Below are 20963 nucleotides of genomic sequence, written 5' to 3' on the forward strand. Positions count from 1 at the left end.
ATCAATGGAGCAGAAGACGCCAACAGGTCGTCGGCGTCTTCTACTCCATAATTCTAATTTTTTCGATTTCCTTCGAATCACTACCAACCACATGAATCACTGAATATCTCACTTCGCCTAAAGGGATCAGAATTTCATCTAACGTCATTATCGCGCCTTGCATTTTTCTCGCAATCACATGATCAAACCTATAGCTCCCGCCCCTTGACGCAAATTCCACGAAAACCGAAGTTGAATCCGATTCTTCACCTGCTCTTTTTACTTTTATAAAGGAAAAACCATTCAGATCTTCGTAACGGAATGCATATCTAGGGAATTGAAAGACCTCTCGCTCCAAGTCGGTGAGGCTCCAACGAATAGACTCCGCAACAACCTCTTCGAATATAGACTCGGCAATTCGATCCCATCCATCGTAACCTGCAAACCGATCGTCGACCAAACCGACACGGCCCAGTGGACCGGCAACTTTCTCCATGCCCTCACGCGCGACGTCCATCAATATATGAATGCTTGTCTCAAGACTCTTGGTCATCAGTCACCTTTCACGCATTTGAGATTGATATCAAGTCTAACGTCTATCATCGAGGCGATCAAAGAACTCAAAGCTCAGAATGAAACCCAAAGCCTCTTGATCAAGACGCTTCAAGCCCGCGTCGCGGAACTTGAAGCCCAACGCCAGGTCACGCTCGCTCTACCGGAGCGTTAGGTCCCATCCTCTCTGCCCTCCGCTTGCGTTCCTCGTCGGTTGCCGGTATGAAACCTTTGCGGTCATTCCGGCCGCCCGGACGAGATGCGCCGTACCCGGTTAGGACAAGACGACGCTCCAAAAAGGAGTGTCTATGTCCACGGCTTGGATTCTTTTGATTTTTGCCGGTCTGTTTGAAATTTGTTGGGCCATCGGTTTGAAGTACACCGAAGGTTTCACGAAGCTTTGGCCGAGCGTCTTTACGCTCACCACGCTCGCGATCAGCATGTTTCTGCTCGCGAAGGCCAGCGCCACCCTGCCTATCGGGACCGCGTACGCGGTGTGGGTCGGGATCGGGGCTCTGGGTGCCGCGATCCTGGGGATCTTTCTGTTTCACGAACCCGCGAGTCTGCCGCGTTTGGGATTTCTGGCGCTGCTTGTGGTTTCGATCATCGGCTTGAAGCTGACCGCGGCTTAACCGCAAGGAACACGGGACATCCCGTGTTCCGCTACTCTTTCCGGAAATCCAAAGCGCCCGTCCACGAAATGACTTGGTCCCCACGGCCCAGATCGGCCGGGCGCGCATGATCCGGCGAGCGGAAGTCCATCCCCTCGTCGTGGATCACCAACACCAGCTCGTCGCGCATCAAACGATCCGCCGACGCCAGCAAGGACGAGATCTTCTCGGACAGCGGAATCGGATCGGCTTCGCACCGGGCGCAGGCCGCCTCCGTTCCCGTCATATGCCAGCGGCTGAAGATCATCATCGGTCCGAGCGAACGATCCCAGAACAGCTCAAGGTAATTCCCCTCGGGATTTTCCTCGGAGTCCAAACGCACCGAGAACTGATCTCCCGGAGCGCGGATCTTGAAATACGCCATCGCGTCCGGGCGCCAAGCCGCGAGCGCCCGCACGAACTCACCCGCTTCGGGATGCGCGGAACAGAAGGCGAGAACCTCGGCATCCCACTTCATCGCACGAACTCCGCTTCGATCGGCAAGTGATCGCTCGCCAGATCCGGCCCCAAACGCGCCGACTTCAAAACGAAACTTCCACGGTACAGGACGTGATCGATCGGTACGCGCATCCAACTCGGAAAAGTCGTCGGCCACGACGGCAGCAAACCGGACTGGGGACGGATGTTGCGCAAGCCCCCGGTTTCGATCGCCCGATAGTGCGTCGACCACGGAGCCGTATTCAAATCCCCCGCGACGATCAGGTCTTCGGTAACGCCGCGACTCCAAGCGCCCAGACGTTGCAAATGCCGATTGCGATCCGCGCCCCAAGCCGCACTGATGGGCGGAAGGGCATGGGTCGCGAGCACGCGCGCGGGTCCACCGGGCGCGTTCACCAGAATTTCGAGGCTGTTGATGCCTTCGTCACTGAAGGTGGTCGTCGTTTTCGAAAGCAGGGGATAGCGGGAGTAAACCGCGATCCCGAAATTGTGGTCGTGCGGATCTTTCAGGCTCTGCGAAAGTTCGCCTTCAATCGCGGCGACCCCCGTCAGCCAGCGTTCGTCGACTTCGATCAAGATCAGAATATCCGGTTTGAAGTCGGCGACCCATTTCACAACTCGTTCGTAGTCGCGATTGTCCGTCTGCACATTCGCCATCCCGACCTTCAGCGCATAGGGATAACTGGTTGAATTGTCGGGCTTTGCCGAAAACTGATTCTCAAACAGCCAAGGCGACATCAGATAGAGGTTCGAAACGAAAGCCGCCGAGGCGATCAGGAAAATGCTTCGCTTTGATCGCACCGAACACAAAATCGCGACGACCAATGAGCCCCAAAGGCTCGGCCACAGAAAGGCCGCCAGATTATCGAGGGCCAGATGCGATCCGCGCAGCCAAAAAAGACCCGCGAGAATCGCGCTGAACATCGCGAGCACGGGGGACCATTGATCCAAACGCGCGCCCAACCATTTTTGCAGTGAGGAAAAGGGGTTCACACCCCGGACTTTAACGCCTTTTGCGTTCGTTGTCAGACTCAAGAACGCGGATCAGGGTCTTCAGATCCGTCATCTCTTCTTTCAGATGAAGGATCTGCTCTTCCTTCTCTTGAAGCACCTGCGTGTAGGCCTTCTTGAGCTCGGTCAAAAGACGGTTCGCCGCGGTCAGAATCGGCTCGTGATTCTCTTTGTTGCTGAGGTTCTGAATCTCGGCATGCCACTGCGAAGAGACCGCCGGCGAAATGGTCGCCTCCGCCGGTGTCGTCGACAAGGACACAGAGGCCACCTTCGTGGCCGACGGGGACAGGTGAGGAGAGGGGGCCTGCGCCCCCGATAGGTTAGAGGCTGCCGATGACTTCGGCGGCAGACCCGTCACCATTTTCGGTGCGGGCGTCCGCTTCTCTTGCGTGAACGTGCTCGCGGGGGTCTCCGCCAGAAAAGTCTGTTCGCTGCTTAGGGAGGGGCGATGGACTTTCTGGTGGGTCCCGACAGGCTCGTCCATGATCAAGTACTTCCCATCTTCAAAGATGTACTTGATGTCATCGGCTTTGATCCTTCTCCGCAATGTACTGATGCTCACCTTATATTTCGATGAGTACTCAGTGAGGGGAAGGTAGCTGCTGTCCATGGTCAAAAGGATCTCCTGATTACTCATCCTTGTGACTCTGTCCAAATCTGTCAAATGCTGGATGGTCAAAATAATCACGGCTATCCAAAATCTGATCCTTGGTCTGGATAGTCGGATGGATATCCTGGTCAAAGGGCCGTGATCAGCCCTGGTCTTTTGTTTGCGGTTGGTAAATAAACGGTGAATAATCAGCCCATGGGCCTGCGGATGCGCGATAAAAAGAAGATCGGCCTCGTTCTCTCCGGTGGGGGCATCAAAGCGGCTGCCTTCCATATAGGCGTTTGTTTGGCGCTCCGCGAAAAGGGTTTTCGGTTCGCCGGGGGCTCCAAGGACCTGGTCAAGAAGAACCACCCCGACGAATCGGACAAGACGATCCGTCTTTATGTCGGGTCCAGTGCCGGGGCCTTCATGAGTTCCATGCTCGCGGCTGGTTACTCACTGGAAGCCCTGGTCAACGCCTTCGAAGTCGGGACCGGAAACTCCCCCCACTTCAAAGATCAAAACAGCCTCGATGCCCTTCGCCCGATCGGTTACCGCGACATCTTTTCCGTGAACGGGAAAGGCCTGCTGAAAACCATCCCCCTCGGCCTCCTGCGTAAATCCCTGATCAGCGGCGGCCTCGAAGCCCTGGTGAAGGACAAGTTCAAAGTGAACGGCTTCTTCACGACCAAGGGACTGGAAAAGTACCTGCGCGAGTACGCTTTGTCGCACAACGAGTTCAGCCAACTGGGCGTTGAGCTCTTCATCATCGGCACACAGCTCAATCATACAAGGAAGGCTATCTTCGGAGCTTTCCCCGAGAAATCCAAAACCACGAACGTCAAATACGTGAATTACGCGAAGATCTCGGAAGCAGTCGCCGCGTCGACCTCGCTACCTCCCGTCTTCGCCCCCTACGGGCTGAAAAACGACGACGGCAAAGAGATGTTCTACTTCGATGGCGAGATTCGCGACACGCTTTCAACCCACGTCGCCGCCGATCACGGCGCCGATCTGGTCATCGCGAGTTATTCTGTGCAGCCGTATCACTATACTCAAGAGGTCGGATCTCTTCACAATTTCGGAATCCCGGTCATCTTGAACCAGGCTTTGTACCAGGTGATCCAGCAGAAGATCGATCGCCACATCCGCAACCAACAGGACATTCGCGTCATCTACGAGTCCATCGACGGATACCTACAGAACACGAATCTGCCCGACGAACACCGGCAGAAGATCCTCGAGATGATCCGCGAACGCGCCGGTTTCAAGCCCAACGTCGACTACGTTTATATCCATCCCCGTCCGCACGACACCGAGATGTTCTTCGCGGACCACTTCAGCCTGAATCCGACGACGCTCGAGAAGATCGTGAAGATCGGTTTTAAGTCAGCGATCTCGGCCCTGCGCGCCGCCGATTTGTAATAAAAAAGCCCGCGGAAAGCGGGCTCTTAGGAAGCATGAATCGAGAGTCGAGTTCGGTTTAAAGGCTCGCCGAGGGCGGCGCCGTCACGGCCGCCGGACCCGAGTTCAGCGCGCTTTCCACCAACATATAGAGCTGGCCCGAGAAGGCGCCCAGAACCACGATCAACAGCGCGCAGAAAATCAGGGCCGCGCGGGTCGCGTTCAAAGCTTTCGGAGCTTCAACGGCTTCCCCATCACGCATGTACATGACCACGATCGGGCGCAGGTAGTAAGCCACCGCGATGACCGAGTTCAACATCCCCCACAGCGCCAACCACACCAGACCTTGGTCCATCGCCGTCGTGAACAGATAGAACTTACCGAAGAAACCCAGGGTCGGCGGAATGCCCGCCATCGACAGCAAACAAACCGTCAAGCTCAAGGCCATCACGGGACGTTTGCGCGCATAACCCGCCAGATCGTCGATCGAGATCGAGGCATCCTCATCACGCTCGAACAACGTGATGATCGCGAAAGCACCCAAACTCATGATCGAATAGCCGATCAGGTAGAAGATGACCGCGGCCGGAGCGCCCAAACCCAGGGTCAAAGCGCCGTTCACGGGCTCGAGGCCCACGGTGATCAGACCCACCAGCAGATAACCCGAGTGCGCGATGCTCGAGTAAGCGAGCATCCGTTTGAAGTTGTTCTGCATGATGGCGCCGACGTTGCCGACGATCATGGTGAAGACCGCCATCCATTGCAGGACGTTCAGCAAAGCCGCCGAACCTTCCAGCGCTTTCGATTCCATCAAGCGCATGAACGCGATGAACGAAACCGCTTTGACCGCGGTCGCCATGAACGCCGCATGCGGCGTCGGCGAACCTTGGTAAACGTCGGGTGTCCATGCGTGGAACGGGAAGATCGAGACTTTGAAGCAAAAGCCCAGAATCGCGAGAGAAATCCCGAACAGGTACAGCTTCGAGTTCACGATCAATTCCGGAGTCCGCTCCAGAATCACCGCCAGCGACGTGCTTTCCGCCGAGCCGAAGATGAACGAGATCCCGTACAGCAGGATCGCCGACGCCAGGCCGCCCAAGATGAAGTACTTTAGCGCCGCTTCCTTCGAGAGCTTCTGCTCATGGGAAATCGCGATCATGATGTAGAGCGAAAGCGACATCATCTCGAGTCCCACGAACAGGATGATCAGATCGTTAGCGGCCAGAAGCACCAACATCCCGAAGATCGAGTTCAAGGTCAGGAAGACGAGCTCCGAGAACTGCTCCCCACGCGTCGACGGATTGTCGTACATCAGGAACAAGGACACGCAACCCACCAGCAGGGTCAAAATCCCGACCGCGACGGTTTTTCCGTCCATGATCAAGGCCCCGCCGAAAGCGGTCTTCATCTCTTGGTCGTAAACCAAGATGTAAACGGTCATCAGCAGGATCGCCGCGGCCAAAAGACCGCCGATACCTTGCCATAGGGTGCCCGCGGGATTCTGCTCTTCGTTCCCGTTCAGCACCTTCACGGTGATCGGGATCAAGCTGGCCAGAAACAACGCGATCAAAGGGGATACGCTAAACAGGTCACGCATCGTGATGACGATATTCATTACTGACCTCCGGTCTGCGCGGTCGCGGACGCATTTGCCGAGGCACCCACTTCAGAAGCGTTTTGGACCGTCAATTCGTAGTTCGATTTATTCGTGATCAGGTGGTCGATCGAAGTCTTCGTGTAGGACAGGAAGTGCCCCGGGAAGAGCCCCATCCAGAAAACCAGCACGCCCAAGGGGGCAAGTACCGCGATCTCACGCGCGTTCAGATCGTGCAGGGGATGCTTCTCATCCGAAGCGAGCTCACCCTTTTCGCCGAAGAACACCCGTTTGAACATCCACAGCATGTACGCCGCGCCGAGGATCACCCCGAGCACCGCGATTCCGCCCATCCACACGTTGTATTTGAACGCGCCCATCAGGATCAGGAATTCACCGATGAAACCGTTCGTCATCGGGACCGCGATCGAGGACAGCGTGATGATGAAGAAAGAAATGGTGAAGATCGGCACGACCGCCGCCAAACCGCCATACTTCTTGATCTCACGCGAGTGCGTGCGCTCATAGATCATACCGACCAACAAGAAAAGCGCGCCGGTCGAAACCCCGTGGTTCAGCATCTGGTACAGGCCACCGGTCACGCCCTGCTCGTTCATCGCGAACAGACCCATGACGATGTAACCCATGTGCGAAACTGAAGAGTAGGCCACGAGTTTTTTGATGTCCGGCTGAACCATCGCGACCAAGGCGCCGTAGATGATGCCGAGCAGGCCCAAGACCATGAAGACATCCGCGTAGTAGGAAGCCGCCTCGGGAAAGAGCGGAATCACCCAGCGCATGAATCCGTAAGTTCCCATCTTCAGCATGACACCGGCCAGGATCACCGAGCCGGGAGTCGGCGCCTCAACGTGGGCGTCAGGCAGCCACGTGTGAACGGGGAACATGGGAACCTTGATCGCGAAGGCCAAAGCGAACGCCCAGAACAGAAGCGATTGCGGGCTGAGGAAGTCGCCCTCCACGAAGGGAATGCGCAACTTGTACAGATCGAGCAGCGAGGCGCTCATCGCACGGTAATCGGCGCCACCAACTTGGAACACCAACTGATCTTTCGTCAGCAGGATCAAGTAGATGATTCCGAGAAGCATGAGGACCGAACCCGCCATCGTGAAGATGAAGAACTTCACGGTTGCGTAAATGCGGCGAGGTCCGCCCCAGATCCCGATCATGAAGTACATCGGAACCAGCGAAAGTTCCCAGAACAGGTAGAAGAAGATCGCGTCCATCGCCAGGAAGGTTCCCAGCATCGCGGTTTGCAAAACGAAGAGCGCGGCGTGGAAACCTTTTACGCGGTCTTCGATCGCCGTCCACGAGCCCAGAATCACGATCGGGGTCAGGAACGTGGTCAGCATCACCAGCCACAGCGAAATCCCGTCGATTCCCAGGAAGTAGCTGACGTCGATCCGGTGGAGCCAAGGATACTGCTCAACGAACTGAAGCGCCGTGGTCGAAGGGTCGAACTGCGCGAACATCACCAAGCTCACCAAGAACTCGAGCAGGGCCAAACCGAAGGCCGCCGGACGAACCAGGTTCTTCGGTAGCGCCAGTACGATCAGCGCGAACAGGAGGGGTAGAAAAACGATTGTCGACAACATGATGTTAAATCCTTCCCGTCGCTCAGCCGGCCATCAAGAAGCCCAGTGCGACGATCACACCGAGGCTCAAGTACATGGCGTACTGTTGAATGTTTCCGTTCTGCAGCGAACGCACCAATCCGCCGGCGCCCTTCGTCAGGTCGGCCAAGAGATAGGTGGCTTTATCGATGATTTTAACGTCCACGCGGTACCACAGGACTTCCGAGCCCTTGATCGTCGGATTGATGATCGAAGCGTCGTAGATCTCGTCGACGTAGTACTTGTTGTAGATCACCTTATGCAGCTTCGACATGCTGTTCGCCAGACGCACGGGCGTCTCGGGCGAGCGGACGTAGAAGTGATAAGCGACGAAAGAAGAAACCGCCGCCAAGAACACGCTGATTCCCATCAACGTGAACTCTAAGGTCGCATCCACTGGAGCCATGTTCGGGATCGGTTTCACGACGCCCGCCAGCCAGTGTTCCAACCAGTGGTGCGGGTGACCGGGAAGGATCTCGCCCAGGACGTGGGGAATTCCCATGAATCCACCGACGGCCGACAGAATCGCCAGCGCGATCAGCGGGATCGTCATGACGGCCGGGCTTTCGTGGGGATGAATGTCCTTGGGAACGCGGCTCTTGCCCCAGAAGGTCAAAGCCATCAAGCGGGTCATGTAGAACGCCGTCAGGGTCGCGCCGATCGCGCCGAACACCCATAAAGCGGGATGTCCCAGCGGACTGTGGAACGACATCAAGAGCAGTTCATCCTTCGAGAAGAATCCGGCAAACGGCGGAAGTCCGATGATCGCGATCCAGCCGATGACGAAAGTCCAATGGGTGATGGGCAGATACTTCTTCAAACCACCCATTTTACGGATGTCTTGTTCTTCGTGCATGGCGTGGATCACGCTACCCGAACCCAAGAACATCAGCGCCTTGAAGAAGGCGTGGGTCATCAAGTGGAACATCCCTGCCCCGAAGGCGCCGACCCCGCACGCCAGGAACATATAACCCAGCTGCGAAACCGTTGAATAAGCGAGGACCTTTTTGATGTCGTTTTGCAGAAGACCGATCGTCGCCGCGAAGACCGCGGTCGCCGCACCGATGATCGCCACGATGAACAAGGTCTGCGGAGCCGTCAGGAACACGGCATTCAAACGCACGATCATATAGACGCCCGCGGTGACCATCGTCGCCGCGTGGATCAACGCCGAAACGGGCGTCGGACCCGCCATCGCGTCCGGCAGCCAGACGTAGAGCGGAATCTGCGCCGACTTACCGGTCGCGCCGATGAAAAGGAACAGCGTTCCCAGCGTGATCGGGTTGATCCAGCTGGTCATCGGATCGGCGGGCATCGCCGCGTTCAGTTCGTAGAAGTTCAGCGTACCGAACTCCATGAACAGGATGAACATCCCGATCAGGAAGGCCGCATCACCGACACGGTTGGCGATGAAGGCTTTCATTCCCGCCGCGGCTTTTTTGTCGTCCGTGAACCAGTAACCGATCAGCAGGTACGAGCAAAGCCCGACCCCTTCCCAGCCGACGAACATCACCGGCAGGCTCGTTCCCAGAACTAGGATCAACATATTGAACAAGAAAAGGTTCAAATACGCGAAGTATTTGGTCACGCCCGCGTCGTGGCTCATGTAGCCGACCGAGAACAAATGGATCAAAGAGCCCACGCCCGTGATGACCAGAATCATCAGCGCGCTGACCTGATCGACCATAAACTCGGCTTTGATATTCAGGGTGCCGACATGAATCCAATCGAACAGATTCAGTACGATCTGGCGCGCGCCCTCTTCGCGGCCCTGCAGCTCGACGAACAGCAGGATCGCGGCGATAAAGGGGATCGCGGCCGCGGCCGTCGCGATGGAGCCCGAAAGGATCGCGGTGGGTTTGCGGTAACGAAGTCCGTTGATCAGGAATCCGACCAGCGGCGTGAACAACAAGATGGACATCAAGACGTCGGTGTTCATGCCTTAACCTTTCAAGTGCTCGAAGTAGCGGATGTTAACTTCTTTGAAACGTTTGAAGATCGCGACCGCGAGGGCCAATCCGACCGCCGCTTCCGCCGCGGCGATGGTCATCACGAAGAAGACCATCACTTGCGCTTCCAAAAGTCCCAAATAGCGGCTGAACGCGATGAAGCTGATATTCACGGCGTTCAACATCAATTCGATCGACATCAACAGAACCAGAACGTTCCGGCGCAGGAGGACACCCGCCAAACCGCACGAGAACAGCAGCGCGGACAAAACCAAGTAGTGGCCCAGTCCGATATCAAGGAAGAGATTACTTGCGGACATGCGTGCCTCCTTTGCTGCGCGCGAGCGCGACCGCGCCGACCGCGATCACCAGCAGCAAGACGCCCAGGGCTTCGAAACCGAAGATGTACTGCGTGAACAACAGCTGCCCCAGATCGCGAGTGGAATCGGCCAGCACCGGCAATTCACGCGGTGCTTGCGACTGCATGGTCAATGCGACCGCGCCCACCACAAGACCCGCAAAAGCGCCGACCGAGACCAGCTTCATCGCGCCGGTGAAGGCGCCACGGGTGAAAGCTCTCAGCTCTTGTTTCAAGTCGAAGAGCATCAGGACCATGACGAACAAAACCATCACGGCGCCCGCGTAGACGATCAGCTGAACCCCGGCCACGAAGTAAGCGCCCAGGGTTACGAAGATCGCCGCGATGCCGACCATCGACATGACCAGCGAAAGGGCCGAATAGATCGGATTCGAAAGCAGAATCACGCCCAGAGCCGCGCCCAGCGTGATCAAGGAAAGAAACCAAAAAATAAATACGTCGGGTGTCACTTCAAATCTCCCTTACCAGCCACGCGCGATCAGGATCACGACCGCCGTCAACATCGTGTTGAACAGCGCCCAGGGCAGCATTGTTTTCCAACCGAGATCCATCAGTTGGTCGTAGCGGAAACGCGGCAACGTCCAGCGCACGTGGATAAAGATCCACAAGAAGACGGCCACTTTCGCGAAGAAAACTCCGACGTGCACGAGCGCCGTCACGACACTCGCCGCGCCCGCGGTCCCCATCACTCCCAGGAAGAAGTTGTAGACCTCATCCGGGCTCACGTAGGGAATCTGGTAACCGCCGAAGAAGAACGTCGCCATCAGGCCCGAAGCGACCAGCATGTGCCCGTACTCGCCGATGAAGAACATCAGCATCTTGAAACCGCCGTATTCCGTATGGAATCCGGCGACCAGCTCGGCCTCGCCCTCGGGCAAGTCGAAGGGAATCCGGTTCGACTCGGCGAAGGTCGCCGAGAAAAACAGAATCGCCGCGAGCGGTTGATAGAAAATCCCCCAGTTCGGCAGCAGATTCGATTCAATCGTATGACCGAAAGCCACGAAGGACAGCGGCCCGATCTGTTGGTTCACCATGTCGGTCAAGTTGAAGGAGCCGTAGGTCAGGATCATGCCGACGATCGACAAGCCCAACGCGAGTTCGTACGAGATGATCTGCGATGACCCGCGAAGCGCGCCGAGCATCGCGTATTTGTTGGCCGAGCCCCAGCCCGCCATCAGGATCGTGTACGCCGCGAGCGACGAAACACCCAGGATGTAGACGATGCCGACATTCACGTCGAAACCTTGCATCGCGATCGTGTAGGGTCCCCAAGTCGATCCGAACGCCTCGAAAGCTTCGAACTGCATGGGCGTTCCCAGCGGCAGCGCGCAGAACGCGAGCGTCGCGGGAATCAAAGCCGAAACGGGGGCCGCGTAGTAAAGCAGCGCGACGCCTTTTTTCGGAACGAAGTTTTCTTTGAAAAGGAACTTCACGGCATCCGCCAGAAGCTGCACCAGCCCCAAAGGTCCGACACGGTTCGGGCCTAGACGGTTTTGAATGAACGCCGAACCCCGGCGCTCCAGCCAGACGAGAATCGGCACCGCCTGAACCATGATCAGGAAGATGACGATCAGTTTGACCGCATTAATGACGATTTCGACGATGTCCTGACCCATGGATTATTCCCACTCCAGCGCTTTGGATTTGATCTCCCAGAACAGACCGAAGACGAAAATGGCCACGAAGATCGCCATCGCCACGAAGCTGTAAAGGCCCAACGAGCTTCCGATGAAATCACGGAAGGTCAGAGCCCAGGGGTACATGAAGATGATTTCAATATCGAAAATGATGAAAAGGATCGCGGTCAGATAGAACTTCACCGAAAGCTTCGAGTCCTTCTTTTCTTGGACCGGAATTCCGCACTCGTAAGATTCGAACTTCACCGGGTCGGCCGACGCGGGTCCGCCAAGTTTAGCTGCAAGCCAAAGGAGAAAGACACCGAAAATCATGATGAAGATCGCAAGAAAGATGACACCGCCCAAAGGCACGGTAACCCCCCAAGTTGGATTGACGACGCGGACTGCGAAACGCCACAAGCATAGCCAGAAGACTTGGGTTTTCCAAGAGATTACGGCAGAATAAGCGGATGCCTTTTTCGACCCTGCAGCCCCACTTCGAACGAATTTTGGAGCGTGAGTGGAGCCGGGGAAAAACCCAACTCCAAATTTCAGGCACGACTTCGGCGACCTTGATGGGAATGCTTCTTTCGCAAGCAGACTCGCCCGATTTTCAGGCGGCGCCACACCTGGTCATCGTCCCTTCCGACAGCGAAGCGACGCAATTGGCGCAAGGAATCAAGTTCTTCTCGCCCGCACGCGAAGCCTACATCTTGGGCTCGTTCGACGTCTCACCCTACTCCGGGTTGTATCCGAAACGTGAAACTCTTGCGAATCGGTCCCGGTTTTTATTCAAGGCTCAACACGCCAAACCCGGCGAGATCTTCATCGCAACGCTGGAAGGTCTGTTGCAGAAGACCGTGCCCGCGCAAATTTTTAAACGTCACTGCTTCCGCTTTCGTAAAGGCGACTCGATTCCCGAAGGCTTCACGCAGATTCTGCACAAGCTCGGTTATCTGCCGTCACCGATGGTGGAAGACATCGGGAATTTTTCCGCACGCGGCGGAATCATGGATCTGTATTCACCCGCGCACGAATTGCCCGTACGTATGGAGCTCTTCGGTGACGAGATCGAATCCTTGCGCTTTTTCGATCCCGAAGGGCAACGCTCTAGCCAAGACATCAACGCCTTCGATCTGATCCCCGCGCGCGAGATCATGTGGGACGACTCGCGAATGGATGCCTTGGTCCAAGGATTCCGCGAAAGCGTCCAGGGCCGCGAGATCGATCAAATCGAGTACGAGGAAAATCTGCGCGCGCTTTCGCGTGAAGCGGACTTCAACGGCATCGATTTTTTGGTTCCCCTCTTCCACGGAAAATTGGAATCTCCGCTGGAGCACTTCGCCGGCGGCATGAACGTCTGGCTTCTGGATCAGCTCGAGATCGCGCGACGCGCGGATCTTCTATGGGAAGACATCAAGAACGACTATGCGACCTCAGAGAAGAATCTGATTCGCCTGGCGCCCGAACTTTATTGGAGTAAATGGGACGAACTCGAATGGCTCGAGGCTCACCGGATGTCGATGAACGGCATCCAAACGCAGGATCTGACCTCAACCGGGCCGAAAGCCGATCAAGCCCATATCGAATACCCGACGATGGGTATTGGCGAGCTGGCTCAGCCGCTTTCAGCGCAGAAAGCCGGAAGCCAAGCCAGGAGCGACATTCTACAACGAAAGTTCACGCAGTGGCGCGCCGACGGCTACGTCATTTTCGTTTCGGTCCGCAATCAAGCACAGGCGGAGCGACTGCGCGTGATGCTGAATACGGACGTTTGGAAATCCGAGATCGTCGCCGAAAATGCCGCCGACTGGGGCGCTTGGCACGAACAACAGCAAAACGATCCGAAACTTCTGCATTTCATTCCGCGACTTGCGCCGGAATCGCAGCGTATTCCCGACGACAAAGTCATCGTCATTCGCGACGAAGATCTGCTCGGTAAAAAAACGCGGATGCGCTCCACCAGCGCCCAGCAGGATTTCACCGACGCCGCAAAACGCCTCAACTTCGGGGACCTCAAACCCGGCGACGCGATCGTGCACATTCAGCATGGCATCGGGATCTATGACGGCCTGAAGGTGATGTCGATCGGCGGTGCCGACAGCGAGTTCATCCAGATCTCGTACAAAGACAAAGATAAGCTCTACCTGCCGGTTTACCGCGTGGGTCAGCTGCAGAAGTTCTCGGGCCATGCCGCAAACGTCGCGCTGGATCGTTTGGGCACCGGCACGTTCGAAAAGACCAAAGGGAAAGTTAAAAACGCGCTTCGCGATTTGGCGCTGGATCTTTTGAAGCTCTATGCCGAACGCAACCAAACGCAACGGCCGCCTTTCCCGCTGAACAATCAGGACTTCCAGGCGTTCGAAACCGCATTCCCCTACGAAGAGACGAACGATCAGCTGCGCGCCATTGGCGACATCGTCGACGACTTCGAGGGCACGAAGCCGATGGATCGTTTGATCTGCGGTGACGTCGGCTTCGGAAAAACCGAAGTCGCCATGCGTGCGGCGTTCATCGCGGCGAACGCGGGACTTCAGGTCGCGGTGCTCGCGCCCACCACCGTTTTGACTTTCCAGCACTTTGAAACCTTCAAGAAACGTTTCAAGGATTGGCCCCTGCAGATCCGCGCGCTGAACCGCTTCGTACCCACCAGCGAAGCCAAAAAGACCCTGACCGACTTAAAAGAAGGTCGCGTCGACATTTTGATCGGCACGCACCGGCTGCTTTCAAAAGACGTGGAATTCAAACGTTTGGGTCTACTTGTCGTCGACGAAGAACAAAAATTCGGCGTCGCCCACAAAGAAAAGATCCGCAAAATGAAACTCAACGTCGACACCATCGCGATGTCGGCGACCCCTATCCCGCGCACCCTCAATATGAGCCTGGCGGGCATTCGCGATCTCAGCCTGATCAACACCGCGCCCGTCGACCGGCTGCCCACGCGGACCTTCATCACGAAGTGGGACCGCGAAACGATACGTAAGGCCATCTATTCGGAAGTGCAGCGCGGAGGCCAGGTTTACTTCATCCACAACCGCGTGCAGTCGATTTACCAAGTGGTCGACGAACTGCGCGAGCTGATTCCCGATCTGCGCATCAAGGTCGGCCACGGACAAATGGAAGAGCACGAGCTGGAAAAAACCATGGTCGCGTTCTTCAATCACGAGATCGACGTACTCGTCTGCACCACGATCGTGGAGTCGGGAATGGACGTTCCCCGCGCGAACACGATGTTCATCGATCAAGCGCATACGCTGGGCCTGAGTCAGCTGTATCAGCTACGGGGACGGGTGGGCCGTTCCAAACAACGCGCCTACTGTTATCTGCTGCTGCCGAAAAGCCGCGTGCTGGACAAAACCGCGCAAGAGCGCTTGAAGGTCATCCAGGAAAACTCCGCGCTCGGTAGCGGAATCCGGATCGCGCAGTACGATCTCGAGCTACGTGGCGCCGGGAATATCTTGGGCGAAGAGCAGTCCGGCCACATCGATTCCGTGGGCTACGAGCTTTACATGGATCTGTTGAACGAAGCCGTCAGCGAGGCGCGAGGCGAGAAAATCGACCGGGACAACATCGATCCCGAAATCAATCTGCGGATCCCCGCGATGATCCCGGAATCTTACATCGGCGATATCCGTATCCGCCTTTCGTATTATAAAGCGCTGTCTGAAATCAAAAACGCGGACGAGCTCGACGCCATCGAAGCCGAGTTGAAAGATCAGTTCGGCGCGCTGCCCGAACCCACGGTGAATTTGATGGGCTTGATGCTGATTCGCGCGAAATGCCGCGAGTTGGGAATCCGCGATCTCTCGGCCGGACCGAAAAATCTGTCGCTGCTTTTCTCGGAGCGCACGCTGGTGAAGCCCGAAGTCGTCATCAAACTCGCGATGAAAGAAAACAAGAAGTACGCCGTGACGCCGGATAATCGTCTGAACATCCGGATGAATGAAATCACTTGGCCCAGAGCTTACGAAGAACTCGTGCAGCTCGAGAAGCTCGCGACTTGACGGTCAGTATTCCAGGCGCAGGCCGACGCCCCAATTGAAGTCGCTCGCGAAGACGGGATCCGCGCTATCCGCCGTATCCCCGTATTGTTGAACAAAAACATCGATGTAGGTGTTATTCAAACCGCTGACGTTCAGCGATTCCAGAGCGGCGGCCGGATCCAACCAATTCAGCTGGATCAACATTCCCGCCCCGAAACCAAAAGCGAAAGCCGTCGTGCGGTTGAAGCTCAAAGTCGCGCCCGTTTCGTGGATGCCCCACATCTGCATCTGGGTCGCCACGTAAGGAACGATGTAGGGCTCTTTGAAAAGCGTCTCGAGATAGGCCGCGAATCTCACACCGTACTTTTCCACATCGAGATTGATGTTCTCGCCGGTGCGATTGCTTTTCAGTCCGCCCTTTCCGTAGAAGGGCGCAATTTCCAATCCCAGGAACGGCATATTGAATTTGTAGCCCAACGAAATTCCGACAAGCGGAATATCCTCTTGGTTGTAGACGCCTTTGTAAGACGCATCCACGGTCGTCGGATCCGCCACGACGGGTGAGAAGTATCCCGTCGGCGCGAAGTTTTCATATTGGACGTTGGCGGTGAACTGATGCCGGGGCCGGCGATCGCGATAAGGCACCGACACTTCAATCGGATAATCGATTTGGATCTTCCCATCCGAAGGTGCGTTCGGATCGGCCGCGTTCGTGGCGGCATTCCCCCACATCGGCGCGCAAATCAAGATGGCGAGCAGTATCCCTCGAAGGTCCATTTTCAGTCTTGGTTTCCTTTTCCTGGAAGCAGTTTCCAGGGAAGTCGTTAAGCTTATCCTTATGACCGATGATACACGCTCATGCCGACGCCGACTCGCTCGCGCGTTAATTCTGGTCCTCGCGCTGGTCGCGGGCGGCAGCGGCATGTCTTCGGTCCAGGCCCAAACGCCGGAGGCCCCGGCGAAAGACGAGCCACAGGCGAGCCAACGAGCCGCTGAGTCCTCCCTCGAGGACCTCAAACCCAAGCTCGGCCAATTCTTCATCTTCGGCCTACCGGGCCCGGATCTAAGCGAAGCCACACGCAAACACATTCTGGAAACCCGCGCGACCGCATTCATTCTGTTCCGCCGCAATCTGAAATCGAACAAACAGGTCACCGAACTCACGCGCGGTTTGCACAAACTCAGCGAGGAGATCAACGGCCAACCGGCCTTGATCGGCCTTGATCAAGAGGGCGGGCGCGTGATCCGCATCCCCTTCGAGCCGCCGCTTCCCAGCGCGTACGCGTTGGGGCAAACACGCGATCCCGAAACGATCGAAACCATCAGCTTCCAAGTCGGCCGGGCCCTCCGTCAGCTCGGCTTCAACGTGAATTTCGCACCCGTCTTAGATCTCGGCACCGACACGCAGTACTCGTTCTTAGGTCAGCGCGCGTTTTCCAACGACCCTGTGTGGGCTTCGGATTTCGGCGTCGCCTACGCTCGCGGGCACGTTCGCGCGCGCGTTCTGCCCGTCGCCAAACACTTCCCCGGCATCGGTCCCATTCCCAACGATCCCCATTTGAGCCTGGTGCGCCGGCCGGTTTCGATGGAAGAGCTCCGTACGCGCGACCTCGTCCCCTTCGAAAACTTCGCGCGGATCGCCGACAGCGGCATCATGATCTCGCACTTGATCTACCCGAAGATCGATCCGCATTTACCCGGAACATTTTCGAAAGCGATCGTCGAAGATCTGCTGCAAACTCAGCTGGAGTATAAAGGCCTCGTCGTCACCGACGATCTGATGATGGAAGGCGCGAAGGCCTCAAAGGATTTCGAGAACGATATCGTCAAAGCCTTCCAAGCCGGTGCGGACCTCTTGATGATCACATGGTCCGGCGCACGCCAGAAGCAGGCCGTAAACGCACTGGCGAAAGCGCTCCAGGACGGACGTATCAAGCGCGAGACGGTCATCGCGCGACTCGCGAAAATGGAAAGAATCCGCGCCAAAGTGAAGATGGATCGTGAGCCCTTCGCTTTGGATGACCGCCAGCTCCTCGTCTACAACTTCAAACCTTACGAAAAAGTGATCGACCAGGCCTTCCGTAAGTCACTCAGCGAGGCCGGCCGCGCTCTCATCTTCGCGCCGGCGGAAAAAATGCTCGTCCTGCGTGATCAAGCGCGGATTCTCGAAAGCTTGGCCCAACTGCGCGGACCCGCCACCGTTCGTCCGCCTGCGCAGATCCAGCAAGGAAACCTCGCGCAGATTCGAGCCCACCTGGAAGCCGCACCGGACGAATCAACTTGGGTTCTTTTCGTGCGTCACCGCGCGGAAGCCGAAATCGCGAATGCGATTCCCGTCAAACTCCGCAAACAGATTTTACTAGTGAATTTATGGCGCCCCGACGCGAAGGTCGGAGCGTTTCCGAATCAGGTGGGGCTTTTTATGTCCCATCCGAAGGCCAACCAGCTGTTGGCCGCATGGATTAACGAGCGGGTGCTGCAATCTCGAGTTCAGCCTTCAGACGGCCGATCTCGTTTTGGACAACTTCCCAGTCGCCTTCTTCGAGAGTTTCCGTCATCAGACGTGTCTCGAGCTGTTTCAATTGATCCTGGTCCGCTTTCACGTTGACCTGGTCAGACGTCACCGCGTTTTCCGCGAGGACGCTCACGCCACGATCCGAAATCTGGCAGTAACCCCAGCTGATCGCGTAGCGACCGGTGTCCCCGTTCGCCAGACGATACGTCAGAGTTCCCGGCTTCAGCGTCGTCATCAGGGGCGAGTGACCCGGCAAGATATTCAGTTCGCCACGCTCTGCGGGCAAAGTGATCTCGGCCAAGTCTTGATCGACCACGATCTTCGCTTCGGGTGTCACGAAATCGAGTTTAAACATTCAAATCACCTTTACTTGATGCACTTCAAACCGGGCCCGCCACGCGCGAGCCCGTTCGATTACATCAGTTTCTTCGCCTTTTCGACTGCTTCTTCGATGGTACCGACCATGTAGAAAGCCTGTTCGGGCAAAGCATCATGTTTACCGTCGAGGATTTCCTGGAAGCCCTTCACGGTGTCTTTGATGTCGACGTAGCGACCTTCCAGACCGGTGAACTGTTGAGCGACGAAGAAAGGCTGCGACAGGAAGCGCTGGATTTTACGAGCGCGCGAAACGACCTTTTTATCTTCTTCCGACAATTCATCCATACCGAGGATCGCGATGATGTCTTGCAATTCACGGTTACGCTGAAGAACGTTCTGAACCGCGCGAGCGCACGAGTAGTGAGCCTCACCGACGATCGCCGCGTCCAAGATCCGCGAAGTCGAAGTCAGGGGGTGAACGGCCGGGAAGATCGCCATCGCGGCGATATCACGATCCAAGTTCGTCGTTGCATCCAAGTGCGTGAACGTCGTTGCCGGAGCGGGATCCGTATAGTCATCCGCGGGAACGTAAACGGCCTGAACCGAAGTCACCGAACCTTTTTTAGTCGACGTGATACGCTCTTGCATCGCGCCCATCTCGGTCGCGAGAGTCGGCTGGTAACCGACGGCCGAGGGAATACGACCCAGCAGGGCCGAAACTTCCGCGCCCGCTTGAGTAAAGCGGAAGATGTTGTCGACGAAGAACAGAACGTCTTGGTTCTTCACGTCACGGAAGTATTCCGCAACGGTCAGACCGGTCAGAGCGACGCGCGCACGTGCACCGGGCGGCTCGTTCATCTGTCCGAACACCAGCGCGGTTTTCGCGATGACGCCCGATTCTTTCATCTCTACCCAGAGATCGTTTCCTTCACGAGTACGCTCGCCGACGCCGGCGAAGACCGAGTAACCACCGTGCTCAGTCGCGATGTTACGGATCAGCTCCTGAATGAGAACCGTCTTACCGACACCCGCACCACCAAAGAGACCGATCTTTCCACCCTTCATGTAAGGCGCGAGAAGATCGACGACCTTGATACCAGTCATCAGCATTTCTGCTTTTGTCGACTGATCTTCGAATTTTGGTGCCGTACGGTGAATTTCCCAGTGAGTTTTTGCGTTCACCGGACCAGCTTCATCGATAGGATCGCCGATAACGTTGACGATACGGCCGAGAACTTCGTTTCCAACTGGAGTTTGGATCATCTTTCCAGTGTTCGTAACTTTTTGTCCGCGAACGAGACCGTCTGTCGAGTCCATCGCGATCGTACGACAAGCGCGGTCACCCAAGTGCTGAGCGACTTCTAGTACGAGGTTACCTTCTTTGTCGTCGATGGCCTTGTTTGTAAGGCGCAAAGCTGTGTTGATCGCGGGAAGTTCTCCCGTTGGGAACTCAACGTCGACAACTGGGCCCATGACCTGGCTGACAATACCTGTTTCCATGCTCTCTCCAATTCCTTAACCTTGGGTTTTACCCTTAGGCCTTCAAAGCTTCCGCACCGCTCGTGATCTCGATCAGTTCTGTCGTGATCGCTGCCTGGCGGGCCTTGTTATAAGTCAAAGTTAATGTACGAATCATTTCGCCGGCGTTTTTCGTCGCGTTTTCCATCGACGTCATACGGGCACCGTGTTCCGCGGCAACAGATTCCGACAAACAGCGATAAACTTGAATGTCGAAATGTTTGAGAATCAACTGCTCGATCATGTCGGCCGGAGCCGGTTCAAAGATCAATTCCGCTGGGAATCCGCCCGTGCCTTTGTTCAGCGTCGCAGATTTTTCGATATCCACCGGAAGCAGTGTTTCGCAAACAACAGTTTGTTGAATAGCTGACTTGAATTCATTGTAGACGAAACGAACTTCGTCGTACTCGCCAGACTTGTACATATCGACAACACGCTTCGAAATTCCAGCGGCCATCGAATACGAAATGTCTTTTGCGAGGTTCAGGATCGAATCCACAGGCTGGTATCCACGGCGACGGATATAATCCGAGCCCTTGCGGCCGATCATGATGACGTCGATTTTTTCGTACTTCGACGAATTGTCTTTCAAATAGCGCTCTGTGAACTTCGACACGTTCGTGTTGAAAGCTCCGCAAAGACCGCGATCGCTAGTGACAACGACCAAGAGAACTTTGCGTGGGTTTTCTTTGCGCTCGAGCAAAGGATGAGAAACAGCCTGAGTCGTCGCGACGTCGGCAATTACGGTCATCAAAGACTGAGCGTAAGGGCGCATATTGACGATGCTGAGCTGGGCGCGGCGAAGTTTCGCCGCGG

At 56.3% G+C, this 20963-nt stretch carries 18 protein-coding genes; 4 read left to right on the forward strand and 14 right to left on the reverse strand.

Going from position 1 to position 20963, the window contains the following annotated elements; genetic code table 11:
* Positions 1-40: 40 nt before the first annotated feature.
* Positions 41-532, reverse strand: a complete 492-nt coding sequence (locus KF767_04690; protein MBX3017163.1) for a hypothetical protein — start codon at positions 530-532, stop codon at positions 41-43.
* Positions 533-839: 307 nt separating this feature from the next.
* On the opposite strand from KF767_04690, the gene sugE reads away from it, so the two are divergent.
* Positions 840-1163 (forward strand): quaternary ammonium compound efflux SMR transporter SugE, encoded by a 324-nt coding sequence (gene sugE, locus KF767_04695; protein MBX3017164.1) that lies wholly within the window; start codon positions 840-842, stop codon positions 1161-1163.
* Between the two features lie 31 nt (positions 1164-1194).
* On the opposite strand, the gene KF767_04700 is transcribed toward sugE, so the two are convergent.
* The 3 genes from KF767_04700 to KF767_04710 are packed head-to-tail and all read right to left on the reverse strand — an operon-like array spanning position 1195 to position 3288.
* Positions 1195-1659 (reverse strand): hypothetical protein, encoded by a 465-nt coding sequence (locus tag KF767_04700; GenBank protein ID MBX3017165.1) that lies wholly within the window; start codon positions 1657-1659, stop codon positions 1195-1197.
* Positions 1656-2633 carry an endonuclease/exonuclease/phosphatase family protein gene (locus KF767_04705; GenBank protein ID MBX3017166.1) on the reverse strand — a complete coding sequence of 326 codons (978 nt, stop codon included), beginning with the start codon at positions 2631-2633 and terminating at the stop codon, positions 1656-1658. Before KF767_04705 ends, KF767_04700 begins: the two co-directional genes overlap by 4 nt.
* A gap of 10 nt (positions 2634-2643) precedes the next feature.
* The gene (locus KF767_04710) at positions 2644-3288 is read right to left on the reverse strand and encodes a hypothetical protein (protein ID MBX3017167.1); all 645 of its coding nucleotides are present in this window, start codon (positions 3286-3288) and stop codon (positions 2644-2646) included.
* Positions 3289-3462: 174 nt separating this feature from the next.
* Between KF767_04710 and KF767_04715 the strand changes: the two genes are divergently transcribed.
* Positions 3463-4665, forward strand: a complete 1203-nt coding sequence (locus KF767_04715) for a patatin-like phospholipase family protein (protein MBX3017168.1) — start codon at positions 3463-3465, stop codon at positions 4663-4665.
* 58 nt (positions 4666-4723) lie between these two features.
* Here the strand turns inward: KF767_04715 and KF767_04720 are convergent, their stop codons facing one another.
* From KF767_04720 to KF767_04750, 7 genes are read right to left on the reverse strand one after another with little or no spacing between them, the layout of a single operon-like run.
* A complete protein-coding gene (locus KF767_04720; protein ID MBX3017169.1) occupies positions 4724-6259 on the reverse strand; it encodes an NADH-quinone oxidoreductase subunit N in 1536 nt (511 codons plus the stop codon).
* Positions 6259-7854, reverse strand: coding sequence for an NADH-quinone oxidoreductase subunit M (locus KF767_04725; GenBank protein MBX3017170.1), 1596 nt, complete (start codon positions 7852-7854; stop codon positions 6259-6261). The genes KF767_04720 and KF767_04725 overlap by 1 nt, the downstream gene beginning before the upstream one ends.
* Before the next feature lie 19 nt (positions 7855-7873).
* Positions 7874-9808 carry an NADH-quinone oxidoreductase subunit L gene (gene nuoL, locus KF767_04730; protein MBX3017171.1) on the reverse strand — a complete coding sequence of 645 codons (1935 nt, stop codon included), beginning with the start codon at positions 9806-9808 and terminating at the stop codon, positions 7874-7876.
* A gap of 3 nt (positions 9809-9811) precedes the next feature.
* Positions 9812-10138 (reverse strand): NADH-quinone oxidoreductase subunit NuoK, encoded by a 327-nt coding sequence (gene nuoK, locus KF767_04735; protein ID MBX3017172.1) that lies wholly within the window; start codon positions 10136-10138, stop codon positions 9812-9814.
* Complete coding sequence (locus KF767_04740) at positions 10125-10646, reverse strand: NADH-quinone oxidoreductase subunit J (protein ID MBX3017173.1); 522 nt, start codon at positions 10644-10646, stop codon at positions 10125-10127. Before KF767_04740 ends, nuoK begins: the two co-directional genes overlap by 14 nt.
* A gap of 12 nt (positions 10647-10658) precedes the next feature.
* A complete protein-coding gene (locus tag KF767_04745) occupies positions 10659-11813 on the reverse strand; it encodes an NADH-quinone oxidoreductase subunit H (GenBank protein ID MBX3017174.1) in 1155 nt (384 codons plus the stop codon).
* Between the two features lie 3 nt (positions 11814-11816).
* Positions 11817-12146 (reverse strand): NADH-quinone oxidoreductase subunit A, encoded by a 330-nt coding sequence (locus KF767_04750; protein ID MBX3017175.1) that lies wholly within the window; start codon positions 12144-12146, stop codon positions 11817-11819.
* Positions 12147-12283: 137 nt separating this feature from the next.
* On the opposite strand from KF767_04750, the gene mfd reads away from it, so the two are divergent.
* Positions 12284-15817 (forward strand): transcription-repair coupling factor, encoded by a 3534-nt coding sequence (gene mfd, locus KF767_04755; GenBank protein MBX3017176.1) that lies wholly within the window; start codon positions 12284-12286, stop codon positions 15815-15817.
* A 3-nt stretch (positions 15818-15820) separates the two neighbouring features.
* On the opposite strand, the gene KF767_04760 is transcribed toward mfd, so the two are convergent.
* A complete protein-coding gene (locus KF767_04760) occupies positions 15821-16573 on the reverse strand; it encodes a hypothetical protein (GenBank protein ID MBX3017177.1) in 753 nt (250 codons plus the stop codon).
* Positions 16574-16634: 61 nt separating this feature from the next.
* On the opposite strand from KF767_04760, the gene KF767_04765 reads away from it, so the two are divergent.
* Positions 16635-18404: a glycoside hydrolase family 3 protein gene (locus tag KF767_04765; protein MBX3017178.1), complete on the forward strand. Its 1770-nt coding sequence runs from the start codon at positions 16635-16637 to the stop codon at positions 18402-18404.
* 321 nt (positions 18405-18725) lie between these two features.
* Here KF767_04765 and atpD read toward each other — a convergent pair whose 3' ends face one another.
* On the reverse strand, positions 18726-20129 hold the full coding sequence (gene atpD / locus KF767_04770; protein MBX3017179.1) for a F0F1 ATP synthase subunit beta: 1404 nt from the start codon (positions 20127-20129) through the stop codon (positions 18726-18728).
* A gap of 34 nt (positions 20130-20163) precedes the next feature.
* Positions 20164-20963: ATP synthase F1 subunit gamma (gene atpG, locus KF767_04775; protein MBX3017180.1), on the reverse strand; the 800-nt coding region annotated here is incomplete at its 5' end.

It is taken from the genome of Pseudobdellovibrionaceae bacterium, from assembly GCA_019637875.1.
In the GTDB taxonomy this organism is placed as follows: Bacteria; Bdellovibrionota; Bdellovibrionia; order Bdellovibrionales; family Bdellovibrionaceae; genus JAHBUW01.

Excerpts from the sequence above, each read along its gene's own strand:
- sugE (MBX3017164.1), top strand. The coding sequence starts at position 840 with ATGTCCACGGCTTGGATTCTTTTGATTTTTGCCGGTCTGTTTGAAATT.
- KF767_04700 (MBX3017165.1), bottom strand. The coding sequence starts at position 1,659 with ATGAAGTGGGATGCCGAGGTTCTCGCCTTCTGTTCCGCGCATCCCGAA.
- KF767_04720 (MBX3017169.1), bottom strand. The coding sequence starts at position 6,259 with ATGAATATCGTCATCACGATGCGTGACCTGTTTAGCGTATCCCCTTTG.
- KF767_04750 (MBX3017175.1), bottom strand. The coding sequence starts at position 12,146 with ATGATTTTCGGTGTCTTTCTCCTTTGGCTTGCAGCTAAACTTGGCGGA.
- nuoK (MBX3017172.1), bottom strand. The coding sequence starts at position 10,138 with ATGTCCGCAAGTAATCTCTTCCTTGATATCGGACTGGGCCACTACTTG.
- atpD (MBX3017179.1), bottom strand. The coding sequence starts at position 20,129 with ATGGAAACAGGTATTGTCAGCCAGGTCATGGGCCCAGTTGTCGACGTT.
- KF767_04690 (MBX3017163.1), bottom strand. The coding sequence starts at position 532 with ATGACCAAGAGTCTTGAGACAAGCATTCATATATTGATGGACGTCGCG.
- KF767_04710 (MBX3017167.1), bottom strand. The coding sequence starts at position 3,288 with ATGAGTAATCAGGAGATCCTTTTGACCATGGACAGCAGCTACCTTCCC.
- mfd (MBX3017176.1), top strand. The coding sequence starts at position 12,284 with ATGCCTTTTTCGACCCTGCAGCCCCACTTCGAACGAATTTTGGAGCGT.
- KF767_04760 (MBX3017177.1), bottom strand. The coding sequence starts at position 16,573 with ATGGACCTTCGAGGGATACTGCTCGCCATCTTGATTTGCGCGCCGATG.
- KF767_04765 (MBX3017178.1), top strand. The coding sequence starts at position 16,635 with ATGACCGATGATACACGCTCATGCCGACGCCGACTCGCTCGCGCGTTA.
- KF767_04745 (MBX3017174.1), bottom strand. The coding sequence starts at position 11,813 with ATGGGTCAGGACATCGTCGAAATCGTCATTAATGCGGTCAAACTGATC.
- nuoL (MBX3017171.1), bottom strand. The coding sequence starts at position 9,808 with ATGAACACCGACGTCTTGATGTCCATCTTGTTGTTCACGCCGCTGGTC.